Origin of the sequence: Streptomyces sp. NPDC026672 (assembly GCF_040638185.1) — a bacterium.
Lineage (GTDB): Bacteria > Actinomycetota > Actinomycetes > Streptomycetales > Streptomycetaceae > Streptomyces.
This window is the reverse complement of record NZ_JBEZXS010000035.1, coordinates 73,668-94,526: the sequence shown is the minus strand read 5'-3', so window position 1 is coordinate 94,526 and position 20,859 is coordinate 73,668. Positions and strand designations below refer to the sequence as shown.

The window sequence follows — 20,859 nt, the reverse complement described above, 5'->3', positions numbered from 1 at the left end:
CTCGGTGGTGCGGATGTGCACGCGGAGACGTCGGGTGTGTGTCACTTCGCGTACGACGACGAGGAGACCTGCATCGCCGAGGTCCGCTACCTGCTGTCACTGCTGCCGCAGAACAACCGCGAGAACCCGCCGCACGTGGAGTCCGGGGACCCGGTCGACCGGCGTGGTGAGGTGCTGCTGGACCTGGTGCCGGTCGACGGGAACCGGCCGTACGACATGGCGAAGGTCATCGAGGAGATCGTCGACGACGGCGACTACCTGGAGGTCCACGAGCGCTGGGCGCGCAACATCATCTGCGCCCTGGCCCGGATCGACGGGAACGTGGTCGGAATTGTGGCCAACCAGCCGCAGACCCTGGCCGGGGTGCTGGACATCGAGGCCAGCGAAAAAGCTGCGCGCTTCGTCCAGATGTGTGATGCCTTCAACATCCCCATCGTGACGCTGCTCGATGTGCCGGGGTTCCTGCCCGGTGTTGCGCAGGAGCACGGGGGCATCATTCGGCACGGTGCCAAGTTGTTGTACGCGTACTGCAATGCGACAGTGCCGCGGATCTCGCTGATCCTGCGCAAGGCGTACGGCGGGGCGTACATCGTGATGGACAGCCAGTCCATCGGTGCGGACCTGACGTTCGCGTGGCCCACGAACGAGATCGCCGTGATGGGCGCCGAGGGCGCGGCCAACGTCATCTTCCGCCGGCAGATCGCCGGGGCCGAGGACCCCGAGGCGATGCGTCAGAAGATGGTCAAGGAGTACAAGGCCGAACTGATGCACCCCTACTACGCGGCCGAACGCGGCCTGGTCGACGACGTCATCGACCCCGCCGAGACCCGCGAAGTCCTCGCCAGGTCCCTCGCCATGCTCCACACCAAACACGCCGACCTGCCCTCCCGCAAACACGGCAACCCCCCGCAGTAGCGGAGCGGCGCGGGTGCCGAGGGAGAGGGGAGCGTGAGGGCGGGGGATGGAGCTTCACCCGTTCTCCAACGCTTCTTTACTCGGGTCGGGCATCCTCTCCGCGACAGGTGCGCTGCACGACGAGCCGTGAGGAAGGACGTCCGGGCATGGTGCCGACGCTGACGGAACCCCTGAGCGGGGCGCTGCATGAACTCCTCACGGCCCGTTGCCTGGTGGAGCGCAACAAGGAACTCGCCCTCGCGCTGGTCGCCGGCGGTAATCGGGGCGAGTCGAACGCGCTCACCCGGCACTGGGCGCGGGACGGGGTGCCCCCCGTCGGGCTGCGGCTGACGTCCGAGAGCGTGCTCGCCGACGGGGACGCCGTCGCGCTGCGGGTGAGCGTGAACGACGGCCGGGCGGACTGGTCGCTGGTCGTGGAGCTCCGCTTCGACGCGGCGGGCCGGATCACCGAGTGTCACGACGTGCTGGTGCCTCGGGCTGCGGCGGCCTGACACCGGGTATCGCACTTCTTACGGGGCTTCGGTCCCGTCTCTTCGCGGTGGCGTGACTGTGTGGATGCGCGCTGCCGTATGCCGTTGGCTCAACTGTCGTACGGGAGGAGGGGGTTTGATGTCCGCGCAATCGGGGTGGGTTCGGCAGGGGCTATTACGGCGTAATGGCTCGGCGGGGCGATCCACGGTGTCCGGTACGCCCGTTGTGGTCGACGGGGGCGGTGACATGGCGGTGCTGTTCGCGGCCGGCCGTTCCGTACGGACCGATGCGGCGCGGGCGTTGTACGGGACGTTTCCCGCCTTCCGCCAGGAGTTCGACACGATGTCCCGGGCGGTGGACCAGCGGTTGCCGTTGCCGCTCGCCGCCGTGGTGTTCGCCCCGGAGGACGGGGTCGACGCCCGGTTGCTGCACCGCGCCGAGTTCGGGCGGGCCGCCCAGTTCGCCTACCAGGTGGCGTTGTACCGGCTGTGGCGGGAGCGGGGCGTGCCGGTGGGTGCGGTCGCCGGGGACGGCACAGGGGGTCTCGCGGCGGCGTACGTCGGGGGAGTGCTCGGGCTGGAGGAGGCCGTGCGGCGGGTGGTGTCGGGGCGTGGGGCGCGTGAGTACGGCGCCGATCGTGCCGAACGGGCGCTGCGGGCCGCCGGGTTCGAGCGGATCCTGTGGTGCGGGGTGCGTGACGAGGGGAGTGGTGTCGCGGGTTCCGCCGTGGTGACATCGGGGGTGCCGGCGCGCGTGCTGGGGTGAACGTGACGTCCGCGTACGTACGCGCTGTTGCTCCGGCTCATGGGCGGTGAGCGGGGTGTGCGGTGACGTCGCTCGGGCGGCTCGCGTCGTGGTTCACGGGTGTCGGCAGGGGGTCTGTTCAAGCAGCCAGTCCTGGGCCGCCCGCAGTACGTCGTCCTGGTGGCGGGCCACCGGGCGCGGGTCCTTGACGATCTCGACGTCCGGTGGGATCGGGCCGTTGTGGACACGGCCCGTCCGGTCCGCCTCCTTGACCTCGGTGAGGATCAGGACCGCTCCGTCGGACAGACGGTACGCCTTGTTCCCCGTGGGGCGACCGGCGGTCCGCTCGCCGAAGGACCGGGTTCCCGGGCGTCCCCGGAAGGCCACCACGACCATTTCCCCCGCACTGGCCGTTCGCTTCCCGGTCAGGACCGCTACCGGCGGACCGCTCCGGGCGATCGGCCGACCGCCTTTCCAACCGGCGGACTTGCCGTCCTGGTACGGGTCGCCGTGTTCGACGGACCAGACGGACTGCTTGCCGTCGGCGTCCACGAAGCTGCCGACCCTGCCGTCGCCCAGGATCGGCCCGACGACGGCGAGCATGGGCCATGCGCTGCCGCCGGTGTCCGAGCGCAGGTCCACCACCCAGCCGCAGGCCTTCCCCCGGTCGGCCTTCGCCACGGCGTCGCGGCCCTGGCGTACGTAACGGTCGTACGTCTTCTCGGAGCCCTGGACGCCGGGGAGCGACACATAACCGATGCCGCCGGGCAGCGGACGGCCGAGCAGGCCGTCGAACGACTGCCCGGTGTCGTCCAGGTTCTGCGCGGCATCCTGGGGTTCCCAGAAGACGCTGTGGCCGTCGGCCAGGGAACGCAGGGCCGAGTTGATCGCCCCGTAGGTGTCCGCCGGTTTCCGGGCGCCATGAGCCCGCGCGTACGCCGCCTCGCGTATGTCGGCCCAGTCCACGTGGTGGCGGAGGAGGGAGTGCTTCTCCATGATGTCCAGGGCCTTCGACAAGTAGGCCCGTGCGGCGGGAGACATGTCGTCGCGGGACGCGTCGTCCGATCGGTGTGTGCAACCGGCCGCGGTGACCACGACTGCGAGCAACACGGCACAGGTCGCGCCGCGCAGTGCATGCCGTCGCACCAACTGTCCCTCCAGGCACGTGAGTTCATGTGTCGTGAACAACCTTAAGCCGGACGATCAGGGGATCGTCTCGGGGAGGGGGCGGCTTCGGCGCGCCCGGTCGGCCGGGCGGTCCATGTCGCGCCATTCCGGGCGCAGGCCGGCCAGGTTCGTGGTGAGGGCATAGGCGGCTCCGCAGACGACGAGCACCGGCAGGAGTCCCGCGGAGGCCACGGCCAGGCCGGCGAGCAGGCCGCCCAGGGGGATGCCGGCCCAGGCGAGCGAGTCGCCGAGTGCGCTGACGCGGCCCAGCATGTGCCGCGGTACCCGTTCGAAGAGGACGGCTCCCAGCACCGGGTTGATGAAGCCCGCCCCGAACCCGCTGACGGCGAAGACCGCCAGGACCGCGCCGAGTGGGGCGTCGGCGGCGAGGATCAGGAACCTGGGCGCGCCGGCCAGCAGGAATCCGGCGAAGAACACGAATCTGCGGGGCAGTCGGTGCGCGGCCGTCGCCGCGATGAGACTGCCGGCGACGGCGGCGGCACCCATCACGCTGCCCATCAGACCGATCGCGGTCGGACCGTTGCCCGACTCCCGCACCCACACGGGCACGAGCACCGTGATGAAGGCGGCGTCGAGCAGGTTGGTCACCCCCACCACGACGATGACGACGAGCAGCAGCATCTCGCCCCGCAGGAAGACGAACCCCTCTGCGAAGCGCCGCCAGTAACCCGGCTCCTTCTCTCCCGCGGCAGGTGCGCCCTCCGGCGTCGCGTGCCCCATGCCGCGGGGCAGGACGAGGCCGATGATCACCGAACCGAGGGCGAAGCAGGCCGCGTTGACGACGAGCCCCGTCAGGGGGCCGAGCAGTGCCACGAGGGCGCCGCCGGCGAGGGGGCCGATGGTGGAGGCGAGTCGCTCGGTCACACCGGACAGGCCGGTGGCCCTCTCCAGCGGCACCCCGCCGCGGTCGGCCGCTTCCGGGACCATGACCTCCTTGGCCAGGTCGCCGGGGCCACGGACCGCGCCGATCACCGCGACCAGGGCGAGCAGGAGGGGGAAGGACAGGACGTGCAGGGCGTGGCAGAGGGGGAGCGCGGCGGCCGCGGTCGCGCTCGCCAGATCCGTGGTCCAGGAGACGGCTCTCGGGCCGATCCGGTCGACCAGCGGTCCGGTGAGCGCCTTGGCCAGGACGTAGGGGGCCATCTCGCAGAAGGCGACCAGCCCGGTTCTGGTGGCACTGCCCGTCGTGACGAGGACGAACCAGGGCAGGGCCACGGCCGACACTCGGGTGCCCGTCAGGGACACGGCCATGGCCGTGAGGACGCCGCCCAGCGGCCGCAGGGAGCGTCCTGTCCGCGGAGGCGGAGGCGGAGGGGTGCCGGGTTTCGTCGAGCGCCCTCTCACCGGGTCTTCGTTTCGGAGGTCTCGGATGTTTCGGAGGTCTCGGACGGCGACTGGGGGCCGGGGACGTCCAGTTCGGGCAGGAGATGGCTGATGAAACCGACCCGCCTGGCTCCTTCCGGGGCGTTGGCCGCTTCCTCCGGGGTGTCTCTCCGGTAGCGGGCGACGACGGCCCACAACTCCTGGCGCAGGGCGAGTGCTTCGTCGGGTGTGAGCCGCAGGGCCAAGTCGCTCAGGTCGAAGGTGTCCGTCCATTCCCGGGGCATCGTCTGGAGTTCGTTGAGTGCCTGCTGGGTGCGGAGGGCGTAGACGGCGGCGACGGACTGGAGATAGGCCAGGGTGGCCTCGGGCTCGCGGTCGGCCAGCTCTGGGTCGTTGAACTCGGTTATCTGGTGCATGGCACGCCACCAGCGCTCGCGTGCGTTCCCGCGTTCCGTGTCCTCCTCGACGAAGCCGGCCGCACCGAGCTGGCGCAGGTGATAGCTGGCCGTTCCGGAGTTCACGCCCAGGCGCTCCGCGAGCCGGGTGGCCGTCGACGGGCCGTACTTCCGCAGCAGCCCGACCAGTTGGACGCGCACCGGGTGTGCCAGGGCTCGCAGTCCCTTGGCGTCGAGCACCACCGCGTTGAGTTCGGCCCTCGGGTCGTCCGGGGCCTTCGACGTGTCAGCCATGCGTCCAAGCTAGACCGCAAAGAGTTCTTCGCAAAGAGATTTTTGCGAAGAACTCTTTGCGGTTCTGTTCGAGGAGCGGTGAGTGGGTAGTGGGTCATGGTCCTGGGGTGGGTTGCCGATCGGTCCACGCGAGGGGGATGTCGTCGACGTCGGGGGCCGGGTCGTCGGTGGCCCAGTGGACGTAGGTGTCGGGGCGGACGAGGAGGGCGGTTGCCGGCGGGGTGGTGGAGGTGGGGGTGGCGTGGGTGAGGGTGACGTGCGGGGGGAGGGGGGTGGTGGGCGGGATTGTGCCCGTGAGGTCCAGGAGGAGTGCGTGGCCCGTGGTGAACAGCGTGGACAGGCGGGTGGGGCCGGTCTCGGTGAGCAGGTCGGTGTCGGGCAGACGGTGGCCGGTGAGGGGGTGGTCGCCCGGGAGGTCGTAGCGCAGGGCGAGGCCGGACATCAGGCCGGCCAGGTGGCGGTTGGTGTCGGGCAGGCGGAGCAGGTCGGTGACGATGTCGCGCAGGGCGGCCACGTCCTCGCCGGGGTTCGGGTCGGCCAGGACGCGCTGTGCCGACGTGTGGTGCAGGACCTGGGCCCCGACCGGATGCCGTTCGGAGTGGTAGGTGTCCAGGAGGCTGCCCGGCGCCCGGCCCCGGACGACCGCGGCGAGCTTCCAGCCGAGGTTGAACGCGTCCTGCATGCCGAGGTTGAGGCCCTGGCCGCCCAGCGGCGGGTGGATGTGCGCGGCGTCGCCCGCGAAGAGGACGCGGCCCGTGCGGTACTGCTCCAACTGCCGTGTGGCGTCGCTGAACCGGGAGGAGTTGTCGATCGTGCCGAGGGTGGTCTCCGCGCCGTACACGACCCGCAGCGCGGTGGTGATCTCCTCGGCGGTGACGGGGGCCTCGCGTTCGGTGTCCTGGGTGCCGCTGGTGAGCCCGAAAGTGAAGCGGTAGCGGTCGCCGCCGAGCGGCGCCAGCATGGCCCAGTGGTCCCCGGCCTGCCGCAGCAGGGTGCTCATGTGCCCCAACTGCCGTGGCACCAGCGGCGATACGGCGGTCAGGCGGATGTCGGCCAGCACCGACTGACGGGTCCCTGGCCGGCCGGGGAACGGCAGCCCGAGCAGTGCGCGGACCGTGCTGTGGCCGCCGTCGCACGCCACCAGGTGACGCGCCCGCACCCGTTGACCGCCCGCCGTCACGGTCACGCCCTCCTCGTCCTGCTCCACCCCCGAGACCGCGGCGCCGCGCACGACACGCGCCCCGGCGGCGGTCGCCCGCTCCTGGAGCACCTCCTCGATCTCCCACTGGGGGACCGGGACGGGGAAGGGGTGCCGGGTCTGCCAGGGGGCGCAGTCCAGGGGCACGGGCAGGGCCGCGAAGTGCCCGCCCACCGGCTCCCGCGGTGTCGCCCGCTTCAGCAACGGCTCCAACAGCCCACGTGCGTCCAGCAGTTCGGAGGTGCGGGGCTGGAGCGAGCCGCCCTTCACCTGCTCGACGCGCCGGTCCAGCTTCTCCAGCACCAGGGTCTCGACCCCGGCCAGGGCCAGTTCGTACGCCAGCGTCAGCCCGGTCGGGCCGGCGCCCGCGACGACCACCTCTGCCGTGCTCTCCGTCAGCACCTGTGTCCCCTCTCGTCCGCATTGTGCGGTCATGTTCCGCTTCCGTATTTGTCGCCCGAGGGCAAATGTATACCAGGTGCAGAAATACTCTGAGGGCAATGAGTTGTTACAGTGGGCCCGTGGACGGCAAGCCGGGGCTGAGGGAGCGGAAGAAGCAGCGCACGCACGCGGCGATCTCCGAGGCGGCGATCGCGCTGTTCCTCGAACACGGCTTCCAGCAAGTCTCGGTCGCCCAGGTGGCCGAGGCGGCCGAGGTGTCCAAGCGCACGCTCTTCGCCTACTTCCCGGCGAAGGAGGACCTGGTCGTGCACCGCCTCGCCGACCACGAGACCGAGCTCGCCCGCGTCGTACGGGCCCGCCCGGCCGGTGCCGACCCGCTGGCCGCCGTACGGGAGCACTTCATCGAGGGGCTGCGTGAGCGGGACCCCATCACCGGGCTCAACGACCTGCCCCAGGTCCGCAGGCTCCACCGGATGATCCTCGACGCGCCCTCGCTGGTCGCGCGGATGGAACGGTTCAAGGCCGGTGCCGAACGCGCGCTCGCCGAGGCGCTGCGCGACACGGCGGACGTCCCGGAGCTCACCGCGCGTCTGGCCTCCGTCCAGATCGTCGCGGTGCACTGGGCGTTGGCCCAGGACAACGCCGAACGCCTGGCGTACGGGGAGTCGGCCGACGAGCGCCACGCCGGTGCGGTCGCCGACGCGGAACACGCGTTCACGCTGCTGGAGAACGGGTTGCGGGACCTGCCCCGGCAGGGGTGACAGCAGGGACGCCAGGGATGCCAGGAGCGGCCCGGGAATCCGTCGGCGGGTGAGAACACCTGGCCGGGGCGCCCTGTAACGTCAGGGACGTCATACGGACGGGCAGGGCGGGTCGGAGCGGGAGCGGGTCGGGGCGATGGTCGATATCGGGGACACGCTCGACGAGGCCGCGGCCGCGCACTTCACCCGGCCGGTCCCCAAGTCGGCGCAGGCCCAGATGCGTTATCTGGTGGGCCAGTTGAAGGGGACCAGGGCGGTCGCCGAGCTGCTGGGCGTCTCGCAGCGCACGGTCGAGCGCTATCTCACGGGCCAGCTGAAGCGGCCCCGCCGTGACCTGGCCGACCGGCTCGCGGCCGAGACCCGCCGGCGCTGGCAGCCTCGCGTACGGCGGCGGGCGCGGCGGCAGGCGGCGGCCACGGGCGGCATCTTCGTGTCGACGCGGGCCCGCTTCGGGTTCACCGCGGCACCCGGCAGCAGCGACGACCCCCGCGTCCGCCACCTCAACCAGGCCCTGCCGCCCGACTACGCGGCCCGCCTGTTCGCGGCCCAGGAGGAGGGCGCCACCGAGCGGCAGTTGCGCACGATCCTCGCCGAGGGGCTGGGCGAGATGTACTTCCGCGACCGTGGCCGCCGGGCCGAGGGACTGAGCGTCGAGTTCACCGACATCGAGCAGCTGGACCTCGACTACTAGGTTTGTCAGCTTTGTCGCCCGCACAGGGAACCGCCCCGGCGGGTGCGGGCTTCGCGGTCGTGGTGTTCGTGCTCGCCGGGGCGGTTCTCCTTCGGGTCAGTGGGCGCCGGCGCCTGCCTCGGGCTGCTGGGGCGGCAGGGCGTTGTACGGGTTCAGCGACATGGCTTCGCGCGGGACACCGGCCGGCGGGCCGGTCCGCGGGTCGGGGCTGCGGGGGACGTAGACCGGGGCGTCGTCGCGGTAGAAGAGGTCGATGTCGGCCTCCTCGCCGCCCACGATCAGGGTGTCCCAGGCGCCGCTCTCCTTGAGGGTGCGCAGGGTGGCCGGGGCGACCGTGGCGAGACGGTCGCGCAGTTCACCGTCCGTGGGCATGCCGGGCAGCCGCGGCGCCAGACGCTCCCGGATCGCGGACATCCGCTCCAGGAGCTCGTCGAGGTCGGTGCCGTGGGACTCCGGGGCCGTCCCGTGCGCGCGCTGCTGCGGGAGACCGGGCGCCGCCGCGGGAGCGGCCTCGCGGCCCCGTGCCGCGCTGTCCGCGATGATGTCCTTGATGGCGCGGGTGACACCCTGCTCGTCGGTGGTGACCATGGCGTTCCAGGCGCGGCTCTTGTGCCGGTACTGGAGCATGGACATCGCCGCCTCGTGCCGGATGAAGTCGGCGTCCCGCAGCGGCTTGCCGCGCCAGGCGCGGCTGAGCGAACGGGCGAGGGAAGTGGCGGACGCCAGACCGCTGTTGAGGCCGCGGCCCGGCCAGAAGTGGATCGCGTTGGCCGCGTCGCCGAGCAGGAACCCGTACGTCCCCGGACTCGTCGCGGTCGGGCGGGTGAGCTGGGCCGTGAACCGGGGGCGCTGCACCATGTCCAGCCGGAACGAGGTCACCGCGGACAGGTCGTCCTCCGCCACGCCGAACAGGTTCAGCCCCTGGAGGATCTCCTTCCACAGCGGCGAACTGCGCAGCAGGGCGGGCAGGAAGAGGGTTCCGTGGGTGGGGCAGCGGAACTCGTTGCCCTCGTCGCGGGTCATCAGACAGGGGCGGGCCGCGACGCACTCCTCGAAGACCTGGCGCACCGGGTCGATCCCGATGACGTTCTTGGCCTCCTCACGGGTCAGCCGCATGTTCAGGAAGCCCTCGCCGCGCAGCGAGTTGAGCAGGAACCGGTTCTGGGAGACGGTCAGCAGCACGCTCATCGGGTCCGACAGCTTCGACTTCACCCGCAGGCCGAGGACGAAGTCCTGGAGGTGTTCCCCGTCGAGGGAGTAGATCGAGGCGTCGGCGGCGCCGAAGCGGTCGGCGTAGAACTCACGGGTGCGGGAGCGCCCGCCCTCGGCGATGACCAGGACGTGTTCCCGGTCGAGCCGGTGGGTCTGGTCCTCGGGGTCGAACCTGCGGGGCACCAGCCGGATGGCGGACCGTCGGTTCGCCAGGTCCAGGAGCCGGTCCTCGATGTAGGCGATCCGGATGTTGCGGGGCGGGCGGCCGTCGACCGAGTCCGGTCCGACGGGCCACATCTCGGAGAAGTCCGCCGCGTCGTCGAACAGCGCCGACCGCACCTCGTCGGACAGCGCCAGGTACTGCCGGCTCTGGACGGTCACCACCTGCTGACGGCGGACGTTGCCGTCGGCCTCGCCCTTCCAGACGACGGTGGAGCCCTCCCGTGTCCAGCGGCCGTCGTACACGGTGACGGCGACCCGGCCGGGCAGCGCCTCCTCCAGCGACAGCGCGAACGCCAGCCCCACCGGACCACCGCCGCTGACGCTGACCCGCAGGACACCGGGATCGGCGGTGTCCACGCGGGGGGCGTCGAGCAGGGAGAGGTCCATGACCGTCTCCAGCGCCTCCTGCGCCTCGTAGAGGAAGGTCTCCTCACCGATGCGTATGCAGTCGTTGGGGCGCAGGACGTGCCGGGTGATCCGCTCCTCGTTGACGAAGGTGCCGTTGCGGCTCTCGCGGTCGTACAGGACGTAGGCGCCGTTCTCCTCGAGGATCTCGGCATGTTGCCGGGAGGCCCGCTGGCTCACGATCACCACGCTGTTGTCGCTCTTGCGCCCGAAGGTGAAGGGGGCACTGTCCAGAACAGCGCTCTGGCCCGCGAAGGGGCCGGTACGCCCCACAATGATCGATGGCACTCCACAAGCCTTTCGAAAATCACCGCGGGGCAACGTCGTTACCCGGCCGAGGGCTTCCCCGCACCCGACGGAACCGCGGCACCGAGTCCGAACGTACAGTTCGAAGGGTATCCGCCCCGCCGCCTGCCGGACACGCCATGAAGAGAGAGTGAGCTGCCCCGATGCACAACGAACGGACCGCGCCGGGAGACTCCGGAGGCGGACGGCTGGTGGCCGGACGCTACCGACTGCTGTCACGGCTCGGCGAGGGGGGCATGGGGACGGTGTGGCGTGCCCAGGACGAGACCCTGCGCCGGGAGGTCGCGGTCAAGGAGGTGCGCGCGCCCGTCGGTCTGAGCGAGAGCAACATCGCCCGGATGTACCAGCGGATGGAGCGGGAGGCGTGGGCGGCGGCACGGATCAGCAACCGCAACGTGGTGACGATCCATGACGTGGCCATGGACGACGGCCGCCCCTGGATCGTGATGGAACTGGTCCGCGGACGGTCGCTCGGCGACCTGCTCAAGGCCGAGGGGCCGATCAGCCCCCGACGTGCCGCGCAGATCGGTGTCGAGGTGCTGACCGCGCTGCGCGCGGCACACGCTGTCGGGGTCGAACACCGCGACGTGAAACCGGCGAACGTGCTGCTGGCCGACGACGGGCGGGTGGTGCTCAGCGACTTCGGCATCGCCGTGGTCGAGGGCGCCACCGCGCTGACCATGACCGGCGAGCTGGTGGGTTCCCCCGAATACCTTCCGCCGGAGCGGGCGTTGGGCCGTCCCTCCGGTCCCGAGTCGGATCTGTGGTCCCTCGGGGTGATGCTGTACGACGCCGTCGAGGGCACCTCGCCCTTCCGCCGCGCCACGGCGCTCAACACCCTGCGCGCGGTGGTCGATTCCGACCCCCCTGCCCCGCGCCGGGCCGGCCCGCTGACTCCGGTCCTCGAAGGGCTGCTCCGCAAGGAGCCCGGCGAACGGATGCCGGCCGACCTCGCGGCGGCGGCGCTGCGGGAGGTCGCCCAGGGTGCCGCGCCGGGGGCGGACGGGCCGGCGGAGGCTCCGGCGGGCCCGGCGGGGGACCCCAGGGCGGCGGCCCCCGGGGTGGCGGACCCGCGGGTGGCGACGCGGCTGGGCTCGGACACGACGGTCGACGAGACCCTGCCGGCCGGTTTCACGGAGACCCTCAGGGAGGCGGGGGATCCGCGCCTCGCGGAGGACTCCGCTCCCGCGGTGGGGGCGGCAGGGAGTGAGTCCGAGACGACCGCGCTGACGGAGGTGGGGAGGACCGCCGCCGTGACGAGAACCGAGCCCGCGGGTGTCGAGCCTCCGGGGGCCGGGTCTCAGGGTGCTGGGCCTGCGGGCGCTGGGCCTACGGGTGTTGGGCCTCGGGGTGCGGAGCCTGCGGGTTCTGGGCCTGCGGGGGTCGGGTCTCAGGGCGCTGGGCCTGCGGGCGCTGGGCCTACGGGTGTTGGGCCTCGGGGTGCGGAGCTTGCGGGTTCTGGGCCTGCGGGGGTCGGGTTTCAGGGGTCCGGGCCTGCGGGTTCTGGGCCTCAGGGTGTTGGGTCTCAGGGTGTCGAGCCTGCGGGTTCTGGGCCTCAGGGTGTTGGGCCTCGGGGTGCCGAGCCCGCGGGTGTTGAGCCTCCGGGCGGCGGGGTCACGGCCGTGGGCACCGCGGCCTTCGGGCCTACGGAGCCTCTTGCTCCGGTTGCCCCGCCCGCCACGTCGGCCACGTCCTCCACGCTTCCGACGGCCGCCGTGCCCTCGGTTTCCCCCCTCGCCCCGCCTTCCCCGGAGGGCCCCGCCCGCCGCAGGCCGCGCCTCGCCCTCGTCGCGGCGGGGGTCGCGGTGGGCGTCCTGATCGCGGCCGGGGCCGTCTACGCACTGGTGGACCGCGACGGTGGTGGCGGCGACGGCCAGACCCCCGCCGGCAACGGGCAGGGGCTGCGGGTCTCCGTGGCGGGGACGAACACGACGTACTCGGGTGCCTGTCCGCTGCCTGCCGCGCAGGCGCCGACGTTCACCGCCACGTTCACCTCGGACAAGCCACTACAGGTCTCCTACCGCTGGGTGTCCGAGGACGGTTCGGTGGTCGATCCGCACTGGCGCCTGCTGACGCTCGGCAAGGGCGACGCCGGCACCGGACGGGACACGGTGCGGCTGTCGGCGTACTCGGCGGCCGGGACGCTGGCCAGCAGGATCGGGGTGGAGATCAGACAGCCGTTCACGGGCGCATCCAACGAGGTCCCCTTCTCCGTGACCTGCGAAAACTGAGGAGAGGCCGCCCGCGGGTATACAAGAGAACAATGTTCCTTTAAGTTGCGGTGCAGGGACGACCACCGCGGCAGTCACGGCTGCCCAGGACGTGAAGGGACCAGCCACTCCCATGCACCGACGCCCATACACCGGCCTGCTCGCGGGCGCGGCCGGCGTGCTCGTGACGGCCGCGCTGATGGCTCCGCAACCGGCGCTCGCCGCGGCCGGAGCGGACCGCGCTCCGGCCGGCGGCGGCCGGGCGGACCGCCTCACCGTCACCACCGTCGCCAATCCGCGCCCGCAGCTCGTCAGCGGCACCGAGACCCTGCTGCGCGTGACACCGCCCGCGGGCGGGACACACCGGCCGACGGTCCGCGAGAACGGCAAGGACATCACCTCCGCCTTCCAGGTCCAGGAGGACGGCAGCTACCTGGGCCTGGCCCGCGGGCTGCGGCGCGGGGCCAACTCGGTGACCGCCACGGCCGGTTCGGCGCACGCCACGGTCCGCATCACCGCGCACCCGATCACCGGCCCGGTCTTCTCCGGCCCCCAGCAGCACCCGTACTTCTGCGAGACCACGGCCTTCGGCCTCGCCGAGGCGCGGGAGCCGGACTGCTCCGCGCCGACGAAGGTCACGTACCAGTACCGCACGCGCTCCGGCGACTTCAAGGCGCTCGCCGACCCGCGCGACACCCCCGCCGACCTGGCCACGGCCGAGGTGGACGGCAAGGACGTGCCGTACGTCGTGCGGGTGGAGAGGGGCACCATCGACCGGGCGGTCTACGAGACGGCCGTGCTGTACGACGGCCGCTCGCCCTCGCCGGTGCGCCGCAACACGAGCTGGAACGGCAAGCTCGTCTACTCCTTCGGCGGCGGCTGCAACGGCGGCTTCCACCAGGGCAACGTGACCGGCGGGGTCCTCAACGACCTCGCGCTGTCGCAGGGTTACGGCGTGGCCTCCTCCACGCTCAACGTCCTGGACCAGAACTGCAGCACGATGCTCTCCGCCGAGGCCGCGATGATGGTCAAGGAGCACTTCGTCAACGTCAACGGCCCGGTCCGCTACACCATCGGCTGGGGCGGCTCGGGCGGCGGCATCCAGCAGTACTCCATCGCCGACGCCTATCCCGGCATCCTCGACGGCATCGTGCCCGGCGTCTCCTTCCCGGACCCGCTGGCCGTGGAGCAGCGCGCCGGTGACTGCCGCCTCCTGGACCACTACTTCGACGGTGCCGGGAGCGGGTTCACCGAGGAGCAGCGGCGGGCGGTCGCGGGCTTCCTGGACTACGGCAGCTGCCGCTCGTGGGACAAGTACTTCGCCAACCGCCTGACACCGACGGACAGTTGCAACCAGCAGCTGGTCTCCGTCGACAACGCGGTGCCGGCGTCGCGGATGTGGGACCCGGACGTGCGTCCCGACGGTGTGAAGTGCAGCCTCCAGCAGCAGCTCGGCAATCAGCTCGGCATCGACCGGCGTACCGGCTTCGCGCCGATGATGTACGACAACACCGGTGTCCAGTACGGGCTTTCCGCGCTGCGGGACGGGACCGTCACGCCCGAGCAGTTCATTGCGCTCAACCGGTCCGTCGGCGGCTACGACCGGCTCGGCAAGCTCGCCGCCGCGCGCACGAGCGCCCCGGCCGACGCGATCGCGACCGCCTACCGCGAGGACATCATCCCGTCCGGGACGCAGGGGCTGCGCAGCACGCCGATCATCGACCAGCGCACGGACCTGGACCGGGCGGGCGAGCTCAGCGACATCCACACCACGCAGTGGTCGTACGCCGTGCGGGCGCGGCTGGTGAAGGCCAACGGGTCGGCGGCCAACCAGGTCATCATCGAGAACGGGCCCGCGCCCGACCAGACGGCGGCGGCGCAGGCGTACGCGCTGCGGGCCATGGACCAGTGGCTCGCGAACATCGCCGCCGACGGCAGTGGGCGCGATGCCCGGGCCAAGGTGCTCGCGGGCAAGCCGCGGGGGCTGGGCGACGGCTGCTACGTCTCGGCGGACCGGCGCATCGACGCTCCGCTCACCTATCCGGCGTCGGGAGCGTGCGGGGAGCTGTACCCCGTGGGCTCGGACCCGCGGTGGGTGGCCGGGGAGTCCCAGGCGTCCGACGTCCTCAAGTGCCGGTTGCGGCCGGTCGATTTCGGTGAGTACGGCGTGCCGTTCACGGCCGCGCAGAAGAAGGCCCTGCGCGCGGTCTTCCCGGCCGGTGTCTGCGACTGGTCGCGACCGGGTGTGGGACAGCAGCCGCCGATGGGCCCGTGGCTCGGCTACGGCGACGGAAGCCACGGCACGTTCGGCAACGCACCGGCCCCCAGGCCACTCGACCGGGGGTGAGTTCGCCGACCGGGGTGAGTTCGCCGACCGGGGTGAGCCTGCTGGCCGGGGTGAGCCTGCTGGCCGGGGTGAGCCTGCTGGCCGGGGTGAGCCTGCCGGTCGGGGTGAGCCCGCTGGCCGGGGGTGAGCCCGCTGGCCGGGGGTGAGCCGCGAGACCGCTGTTGAAACCTTGCGATCACTGTTCGGCCTCGCGCCTGCCGAGCCCGCGGCCGGGCCCGTCCGTCACGGACGGGCCCGGCCGCGTGTGGTCTACGGCGGGAGTGGTGCGGGCATGCCCGGTCGCCGTGGGCGGCTCGCCGCGGGGGGTGGTTGTGCGTGGTTCGCCGGCGGGCGGTCTGCCGTGCGTGGGTTCGCCTGCGGGTGGTTCGCCGGAAGCGGCTCGCCGCGCGGGGTGGCCGGGCATGGTTCACTGCGGGCGGTCCGCCGCGGGTGATTCGCCGTGCGTGGTTCGCCTGCGGGTGGTTCGTCGTGCGTGGTTTGCCCGTGGGTGATTCGCCGGAGGCGGCTCGCCGCGGGTTGTCTTCTGTTACGAGTGGTCCGACAGGAGGCCCGTGAGGAGGACCGCGAGGCCGCGAGCCAGGCCGTCGCGGAAGTTCCTCGGTGGGGTCGGTTTGTGCGGTGCCGTGGGCGTGTCCTCGACGGCGCCCGGTGGGGAGGCCAGGGGCCACCAGCCCGCCAGGTACGCGCTCGCCAGGACGACGAACTCGGAGGCGGCGGCTGTCTCCAGGCCCGGCACCCGGTCGGCCAGGAGCCGGGCCGCCTCCAGGTTGCGGGTGACGGCCTGCGCCCTGAACGTCGTCATCACCGGCGGCGGCGCCCCCTCCCTGAGCAGGGAGCCGAGCGCGCTCATCAGCTTGCACAGCTCCGGGCGGCCCGCGATCGAGTCCGCGAGCACGTCGGCCAGCACCGGCACCGGGACGTCGGTGCCGGACGGCGGCAGCTCACGTTCCAGGCGCTCCAGCCACTGCGCCCACTCCCGGTCCAGCAGCGCCAGGAACACACCCTCGCGGGTGCCGAAGTAGCGCAGGATGTTGGAGTTGGCGCAGCCGACGGCGCGGCCGATCTCCCGCAGGCTGATCTCGGCGACGCCGGCCTCGCCCAGCAGGCGTTCCGCCGCGTCGAGGATCTCGCGCCGGCGCACGTCCTGCTGCTCGGGACTGCGGGCGCGCCGGAAGGCGGGTGCGGCGTCGTGCGTCAAGGGAACCTCCGTCTCCACGGCCGACCAGCCTAAGCGGTCACGGGGCGAGCGGGCCTTGGCCGGAACCTTGGCCGTGACATCACCTGTGCCACTAGATTTGGTGGCATGACGGCCATCACCCTGCGGATCCCCGACGCCATGGACAAGCCCCTGCGTGACGCGGCGGCCCACGCCCCTCACGCCTCGTCGTTGAACGACTACATCCTGCGGGCCGTGCGGCGCCAGATGACGCTGGACGCGGCCCGGAGGCTCGCCTCCGTCGCCCCGCTCGACCTGGAGGGCGAGGGCGACATCACGTAACGCGGAAACCCCGCCCCCGGTGACCGGGAGCGGGGTTTCTCATAGAGCGCCGGGCAGGCCTTGCACCTGCATTTCCCCGCAGGAAGCGGGGCGTCTTTCCTTGGACCACCAACGCACTGTGCGCTTCCCGGTGTTCGAACCGGTGTGCACAAGATCCACCTTACCCCATCCGTGGGGGTGTCCCGCACCACCCGTCAGTCGGCGCTCAGCTGGTCCACCTCCGACCGGAACAGCCGCTCGACGTTGAAGCCCGTCCCCTGGAAGTGGCCCGCGAGTTCGAGGGACAGGACGCCGTGCAGCCGGCCGAGTCCGGCACCGTCGGCGGCAGGGTCGTCCTGGTTCCGTGAACGATCGGCGGCCCGGCACCGTATCGGTTTCGCGGGTGATCACGGTGTCCTTCCGGGAGGCGGGGAACAAGTGGTCGCCGGCGACGGTGCCGACGGGGCGGCAGGTGGTGGGGCAGTAGCTGACTGGCAGCAAGTGGCGGCCGAAAAGCGCGACTTGGCCGGCGGACGCGTTCCTAGGCTGCACGAACCGCGGCGGAACGTGATCAGACCGAGAGGACACCCACCATGGCGCTCCTGCGTCGTGACGATGCATGCGCCCGGATCGACAAGGCCCTCGGAGCCTGCGCCGGCGGTACGGCCGGACTGCTGCTCGTGGAGGGGGCGGTCGGCTGCGGCAAGACCTCGTTGCTCCAGTACGCGGCCGACGGCGCCGTCGGCCGCGGATTCACCGTCGTCCGTGTCGCCGCCGGTCCCGCGGGACGCGACCGCTCCCTGCTGCACCGGCTCACCGCGGCCGTGTCCCAGGTGGACGGGGGCGCGGCGCCGAGCACGGGCCACGGACCGGGTCCCGGCCGCTACGCCGGGCCGGTCGACGAGCACTCCGCCGCGTTCGCCGCCCGGCTGCACGCGGCCTGCGCGCGCGGTCCCCTCCTCCTGTGCGTCGACGACGTGCAGGACGCCGACCAGGTCTCCCTCGCCGACCTGCTGCCGGTGGTCCACGGACTGCCCGGTGCGCCCCTGCTCACCGTCCTGACCCGGTTGCCGCACCACCGCACCGACGGCTTCAGCCTCTTCACCGAGGTGCTGCGCCATCCCGGCTTCGACCATGTCCTGCTCGGCCGCCTCGACGCCGACGCCACCGCCGACCTGGCCCGCCACTGGGGCGGTCCGGCCGCACCGGATGCCGCCGCCCGGCTGTACCGGCTCAGCGGCGGCAATCCGCTGCTGCTGCGCGCCCTGCTGGCCGAGGCCCGCTCCGCCGGCGGCGGGCGGGAGACGCTGTACGAACCCAGGCCCGGCGGCGCGTTCGCGCAGGCGTACGCCACCTGCCTGAGCCGCAGCGGCTCCGCCGTCCGCCGGCTGGCCCTCGCCCTCGCCGTCCTCGGCCCGCACGCCGACGCGTGCCGCGCCGCCCGGCTGGCCGGGCTCGACGCGGACTCCGCGAGCCTCGCCCTGGAGGCCCTCGACGCGTCCGGCCTCGCCGTCGCCGCCCAGCTGCCGCATCCCGCCGCGCAGGCCGTCGTGTTCGCCGCGGTGTCCCCCGGGGACCGGCGCGCCCTGCACCGGGACGCCGCCCTGCTGCTCCATGACGAACTCGGTGAACCGGCCACCGTCGCCGACCAGTTGATCGCCGCCGGTACGGCGTCCTGGCCCTGGGAGATCCAGGCCCTGCGGGACGCCGCCCGGGACGAGAACGACCCGCACGGCGACCCCGAGCGCGCCGAGGCGTTCCTGCGGCTGGCCCGCGCCGGCTGCCCTGACGACGTCACCCGGGCCCGCATCGACCTCCAACGTGCCGATCACGCCTGGAGGTTCGACCCCGCCGCCGCCCACCGGCGGCTCGACGAACCACTCGCCGCCCTGCGGGCCGGCCGCCTGACACCGGCGGACGCCGAGCGGCTGGCCCGCCAACTGGCCGTGCAGGGCCGGGTGGAGGAGGCGGACGAGGTCCTGGGCCGGAGCGGGTTCCCCGTACCGGCCCAGGGCTGTCCTTTCGCCGCCGAGGCCACCGGTGACCCGGCCGACCACACCCATCTGGCCGCCCGTGCCGCGGCACGCTGGCTGCATCCCCGCCCCGAGACGGAGGCCCCCGCCGCCGAACGCCTGCTGTTCCACACGTCGTTGACCCAGGCCACGTACGAACCCGTCATGCACGCCCTGCGCACCCTGGTCCAGCACCGGCCGCACAGCGCCGTCGCCTGGTGCGTCCGCCTGACCGAGCGGGCGCCCGTCCGGCACGCCGCCGGGTGGCACGCCGCGCTGGCCACCGCCCACGCCGAGGCGCTGCTGCGGCTCGGCGACCTCGCCGGCGCCCGCCGGGAGGCGGGCGCGGCCCTCGGCCGGCTCACCGGCTGCGGTGGACCGTTCCTGCTCGCCCCGCTCGCCGTGCTCGTGCAGGCGCTGACGGAACAGGGCGAGTTCGCCGCCGCCGCACAGCACCTGAGGTCCGCCCCGGCCGGCACGGAGCCCGGGACGACCGTGCACGCGCTGCAGTTCCTGCGCGCCCGGGGCCGCTACGACCTCGCCACGCAGCGCCCGGAGGCCGCGCTGGAGGAGTTCTACGAGGTCGGGCGGCGTGCCGTGGACTGGGGCATGGACCATCCCGGTCTGCTGCCCTGGCGCACCGATGCCGCGGAGGCGCTGCTGCGGCTGGGGCGGCCCGCCGAGGCCCGCGCGCTGGTCACCGAACAGTTGTCCGTGCCGGAGGCGTGCGGTACGCGGGCGCGGGGCACGGCGCTGCGGCTGAGCGCGGCCACGGCGGACTCCCGCTACCGCAGCAGACTGCTGGGCGACGCGGTCGGTGTGCTCCGAGAGAGCGGTGACCGCCTCGAACTCGCGCGGGCCCTCGCCGACCTGGGTTTCGCCCTGCAGATGAGCGGTGAGGGCAACCGGGCGGGGACGATCACACGGCGGGCCTGGCAGCTGGCGACCGACTGCGGCGCCGTACCGCTGTGCGAGCAAATCCTCCCGTCCCGCGGCCCGGAGAGCACGGCGGTGCGCACGGCACCGAACGACGACTCGGACCGGCTGAGCGACGCTGAGGTGCGGGTGGCCGCCTTCGCGGCGCAGGGCTACACGAACCGGGAGATCGCCGCGAAGCTGTTCGTGAGCGTGAGCACGGTGGAACACCATCTCACCCGGGTCTACCGCAAGCTCGACATCTCCCGGCGCCGCGACCTGCCGGCCAACCTGCGCATCGGGCTGGTCGAGTCCATGGCGTCCGACGTCTGCTGAGAGCGGATGCTCCCGGGCGTCGGCGTTCTGCGGGATCCGGTGCTGCCCGGCGCGTCCTTCGACGCCCGGTGTTCGCCGGGGACCGGTGTCGTCCGGGGGCCGGTGGGTTTCGGTGCCGGCGCTTTCGCACGGACGGTGTGACGGGCGACGGACGACCGACGACGCTGTCGGCCGGCCGCGGCGAACCGTCCGCGGAGGGGACGCGGTACTACCGGATGAACTCCGTCGGTACCCGTGGCGGCCACTGGCCCACGGTGAGCATGCCCAGCGAGTGGGCGCGGGCGACGAGGGCGGCGCGGTTGGGTGCCTTGAGCTTCCGGAGCATCAGGCCGATGTGGTACTCGACGCCCTGGCGGCTGAGGTAGAGGCGCGCGGCGAGCTGCACCGTGGAGGCGCCCGCGGCCACGCCCTCCAGGACTTGTGCGTCGAGCTTGCTCAGCAGCAGCCGCTCCCGCGGGTGCACCACCGGCTCCTCGGCCGCCGCGGTGGCGTTCTCCTGGTCGGGCCGCACCTGGACGATGATGCCGGCCAGGCCGCCGTTGGTGTCGTGCACCGCGATGCCGGTGAGGCCGGCGGAGAACACCAGACCCGAGTTGACGAGTCCGACCATTCTCTCGTCGAAGCGGTTGCACCGCCCCTCGGAGAGCCGGGAGAAGTGCCGGTCGAGGTAGGACGGGGAGCTCGGATGCAGCAGTTCGTAGAGGTTGCGGCCGCAGGTCTCGGCCGAGGTGCGGCCGAACTGGCGGGAGAAGTCCGGTTCGGCCGCGACGATGTGCCGTTCCGGGCTGAGGTGGGCGGTGTAGATGCGCCGCGCGGCACTGCCCGGCCGCGCGGCGTTCGCGTGCCGATGTCCGACAGCGAGGTAGTTGTTGCTCTTCCGGTCGGCGGAGTGCAGGACGTCGGAGGGGCGACTGGTCATAGCGACGTAACCGGCTTTCTTTGGACTGGTGCGGGGGGTGCTGCCTCGTTGCACGCCGGTATGCGCACGCCACCGGGTAAACGCCAACAGGCCATGCCCGACTGCACCATCGAACG

16 protein-coding genes and 2 pseudogenes are annotated in these 20,859 nt (G+C 72.5%); 10 read left to right on the top strand and 8 right to left on the bottom strand.

Annotation, left to right across the window (positions count from 1 at the left end; all coding sequences use genetic code 11):
• The 3 genes from AB0F77_RS32180 to AB0F77_RS32170 all read left to right on the top strand — a co-directional run.
• Positions 1-915 (top strand): carboxyl transferase domain-containing protein (locus tag AB0F77_RS32180; RefSeq protein ID WP_361955205.1); only part of this gene is annotated, 915 nt, incomplete at its 5' end.
• Positions 916-1,061: 146 nt separating this feature from the next.
• Positions 1,062-1,406, top strand: coding sequence for a hypothetical protein (locus AB0F77_RS32175; RefSeq protein WP_361955204.1), 345 nt, complete (start codon positions 1,062-1,064; stop codon positions 1,404-1,406).
• Positions 1,407-1,593: 187 nt separating this feature from the next.
• Positions 1,594-2,151 (top strand): acyltransferase domain-containing protein, encoded by a 558-nt coding sequence (locus AB0F77_RS32170; RefSeq protein WP_361955203.1) that lies wholly within the window; start codon positions 1,594-1,596, stop codon positions 2,149-2,151.
• Positions 2,152-2,244: 93 nt separating this feature from the next.
• On the opposite strand, the gene AB0F77_RS32165 is transcribed toward AB0F77_RS32170, so the two are convergent.
• The 4 genes from AB0F77_RS32165 to AB0F77_RS32150 all read right to left on the bottom strand — a co-directional run bounded on the left by AB0F77_RS32165 (position 2,245) and on the right by AB0F77_RS32150 (position 6,963).
• Positions 2,245-3,171, bottom strand: a complete 927-nt coding sequence (locus AB0F77_RS32165) for a S41 family peptidase (protein WP_361955202.1) — start codon at positions 3,169-3,171, stop codon at positions 2,245-2,247.
• 162 nt (positions 3,172-3,333) lie between these two features.
• Complete coding sequence (locus tag AB0F77_RS32160) at positions 3,334-4,569, bottom strand: MFS transporter (protein WP_361955201.1); 1,236 nt, start codon at positions 4,567-4,569, stop codon at positions 3,334-3,336.
• Positions 4,570-4,658: 89 nt separating this feature from the next.
• Positions 4,659-5,330 carry a helix-turn-helix domain-containing protein gene (locus AB0F77_RS32155; protein ID WP_361955200.1) on the bottom strand — a complete coding sequence of 224 codons (672 nt, stop codon included), beginning with the start codon at positions 5,328-5,330 and terminating at the stop codon, positions 4,659-4,661.
• 94 nt (positions 5,331-5,424) lie between these two features.
• Complete coding sequence (locus tag AB0F77_RS32150; protein ID WP_361955199.1) at positions 5,425-6,963, bottom strand: FAD-dependent monooxygenase; 1,539 nt, start codon at positions 6,961-6,963, stop codon at positions 5,425-5,427.
• Between the two features lie 86 nt (positions 6,964-7,049).
• Between AB0F77_RS32150 and AB0F77_RS32145 the strand changes: the two genes are divergently transcribed.
• Positions 7,050-7,691: a helix-turn-helix domain-containing protein gene (locus tag AB0F77_RS32145; RefSeq protein ID WP_361955198.1), complete on the top strand. Its 642-nt coding sequence runs from the start codon at positions 7,050-7,052 to the stop codon at positions 7,689-7,691.
• Positions 7,692-7,827: 136 nt separating this feature from the next.
• Complete coding sequence (locus AB0F77_RS32140; protein WP_361955197.1) at positions 7,828-8,382, top strand: XRE family transcriptional regulator; 555 nt, start codon at positions 7,828-7,830, stop codon at positions 8,380-8,382.
• A 96-nt stretch (positions 8,383-8,478) separates the two neighbouring features.
• Here AB0F77_RS32140 and AB0F77_RS32135 read toward each other — a convergent pair whose 3' ends face one another.
• Positions 8,479-10,509: an FHA domain-containing protein gene (locus AB0F77_RS32135; protein ID WP_361955196.1), complete on the bottom strand. Its 2,031-nt coding sequence runs from the start codon at positions 10,507-10,509 to the stop codon at positions 8,479-8,481.
• 161 nt (positions 10,510-10,670) lie between these two features.
• Between AB0F77_RS32135 and AB0F77_RS32130 the strand changes: the two are divergent.
• The 3 genes and pseudogenes from AB0F77_RS32130 to AB0F77_RS32120 form a co-directional block, all read left to right on the top strand.
• Positions 10,671-11,522, top strand: a pseudogene (locus AB0F77_RS32130) (serine/threonine-protein kinase); the annotation flags it as partial.
• A gap of 1,348 nt (positions 11,523-12,870) precedes the next feature.
• A complete protein-coding gene (locus AB0F77_RS32125; protein ID WP_361955195.1) occupies positions 12,871-15,084 on the top strand; it encodes a DUF6351 family protein in 2,214 nt (737 codons plus the stop codon).
• A gap of 14 nt (positions 15,085-15,098) precedes the next feature.
• Positions 15,099-15,230, top strand: coding sequence for a hypothetical protein (locus AB0F77_RS32120; RefSeq protein WP_361955194.1), 132 nt, complete (start codon positions 15,099-15,101; stop codon positions 15,228-15,230).
• A gap of 380 nt (positions 15,231-15,610) precedes the next feature.
• On the opposite strand, the gene AB0F77_RS32115 is transcribed toward AB0F77_RS32120, so the two are convergent.
• On the bottom strand, positions 15,611-16,282 hold the full coding sequence (locus tag AB0F77_RS32115) for a TetR family transcriptional regulator (RefSeq protein WP_361955193.1): 672 nt from the start codon (positions 16,280-16,282) through the stop codon (positions 15,611-15,613).
• A gap of 105 nt (positions 16,283-16,387) precedes the next feature.
• On the opposite strand from AB0F77_RS32115, the gene AB0F77_RS32110 reads away from it, so the two are divergent.
• Positions 16,388-16,582, top strand: a complete 195-nt coding sequence (locus AB0F77_RS32110) for a hypothetical protein (RefSeq protein ID WP_361955192.1) — start codon at positions 16,388-16,390, stop codon at positions 16,580-16,582.
• Between the two features lie 194 nt (positions 16,583-16,776).
• Here the strand turns inward: AB0F77_RS32110 and AB0F77_RS32105 are convergent.
• Positions 16,777-16,884: pseudogene (locus AB0F77_RS32105) on the bottom strand (TetR-like C-terminal domain-containing protein); the annotation flags it as partial.
• 270 nt (positions 16,885-17,154) lie between these two features.
• Between AB0F77_RS32105 and AB0F77_RS32100 the strand changes: the two are divergent.
• The gene (locus AB0F77_RS32100; RefSeq protein WP_361955191.1) at positions 17,155-19,824 is read left to right on the top strand and encodes a LuxR C-terminal-related transcriptional regulator; all 2,670 of its coding nucleotides are present in this window, start codon (positions 17,155-17,157) and stop codon (positions 19,822-19,824) included.
• 208 nt (positions 19,825-20,032) lie between these two features.
• On the opposite strand, the gene AB0F77_RS32095 is transcribed toward AB0F77_RS32100, so the two are convergent.
• The gene (locus AB0F77_RS32095; protein WP_361955190.1) at positions 20,033-20,743 is read right to left on the bottom strand and encodes a LuxR C-terminal-related transcriptional regulator; all 711 of its coding nucleotides are present in this window, start codon (positions 20,741-20,743) and stop codon (positions 20,033-20,035) included.
• Positions 20,744-20,859: the final 116 nt, after the last annotated feature.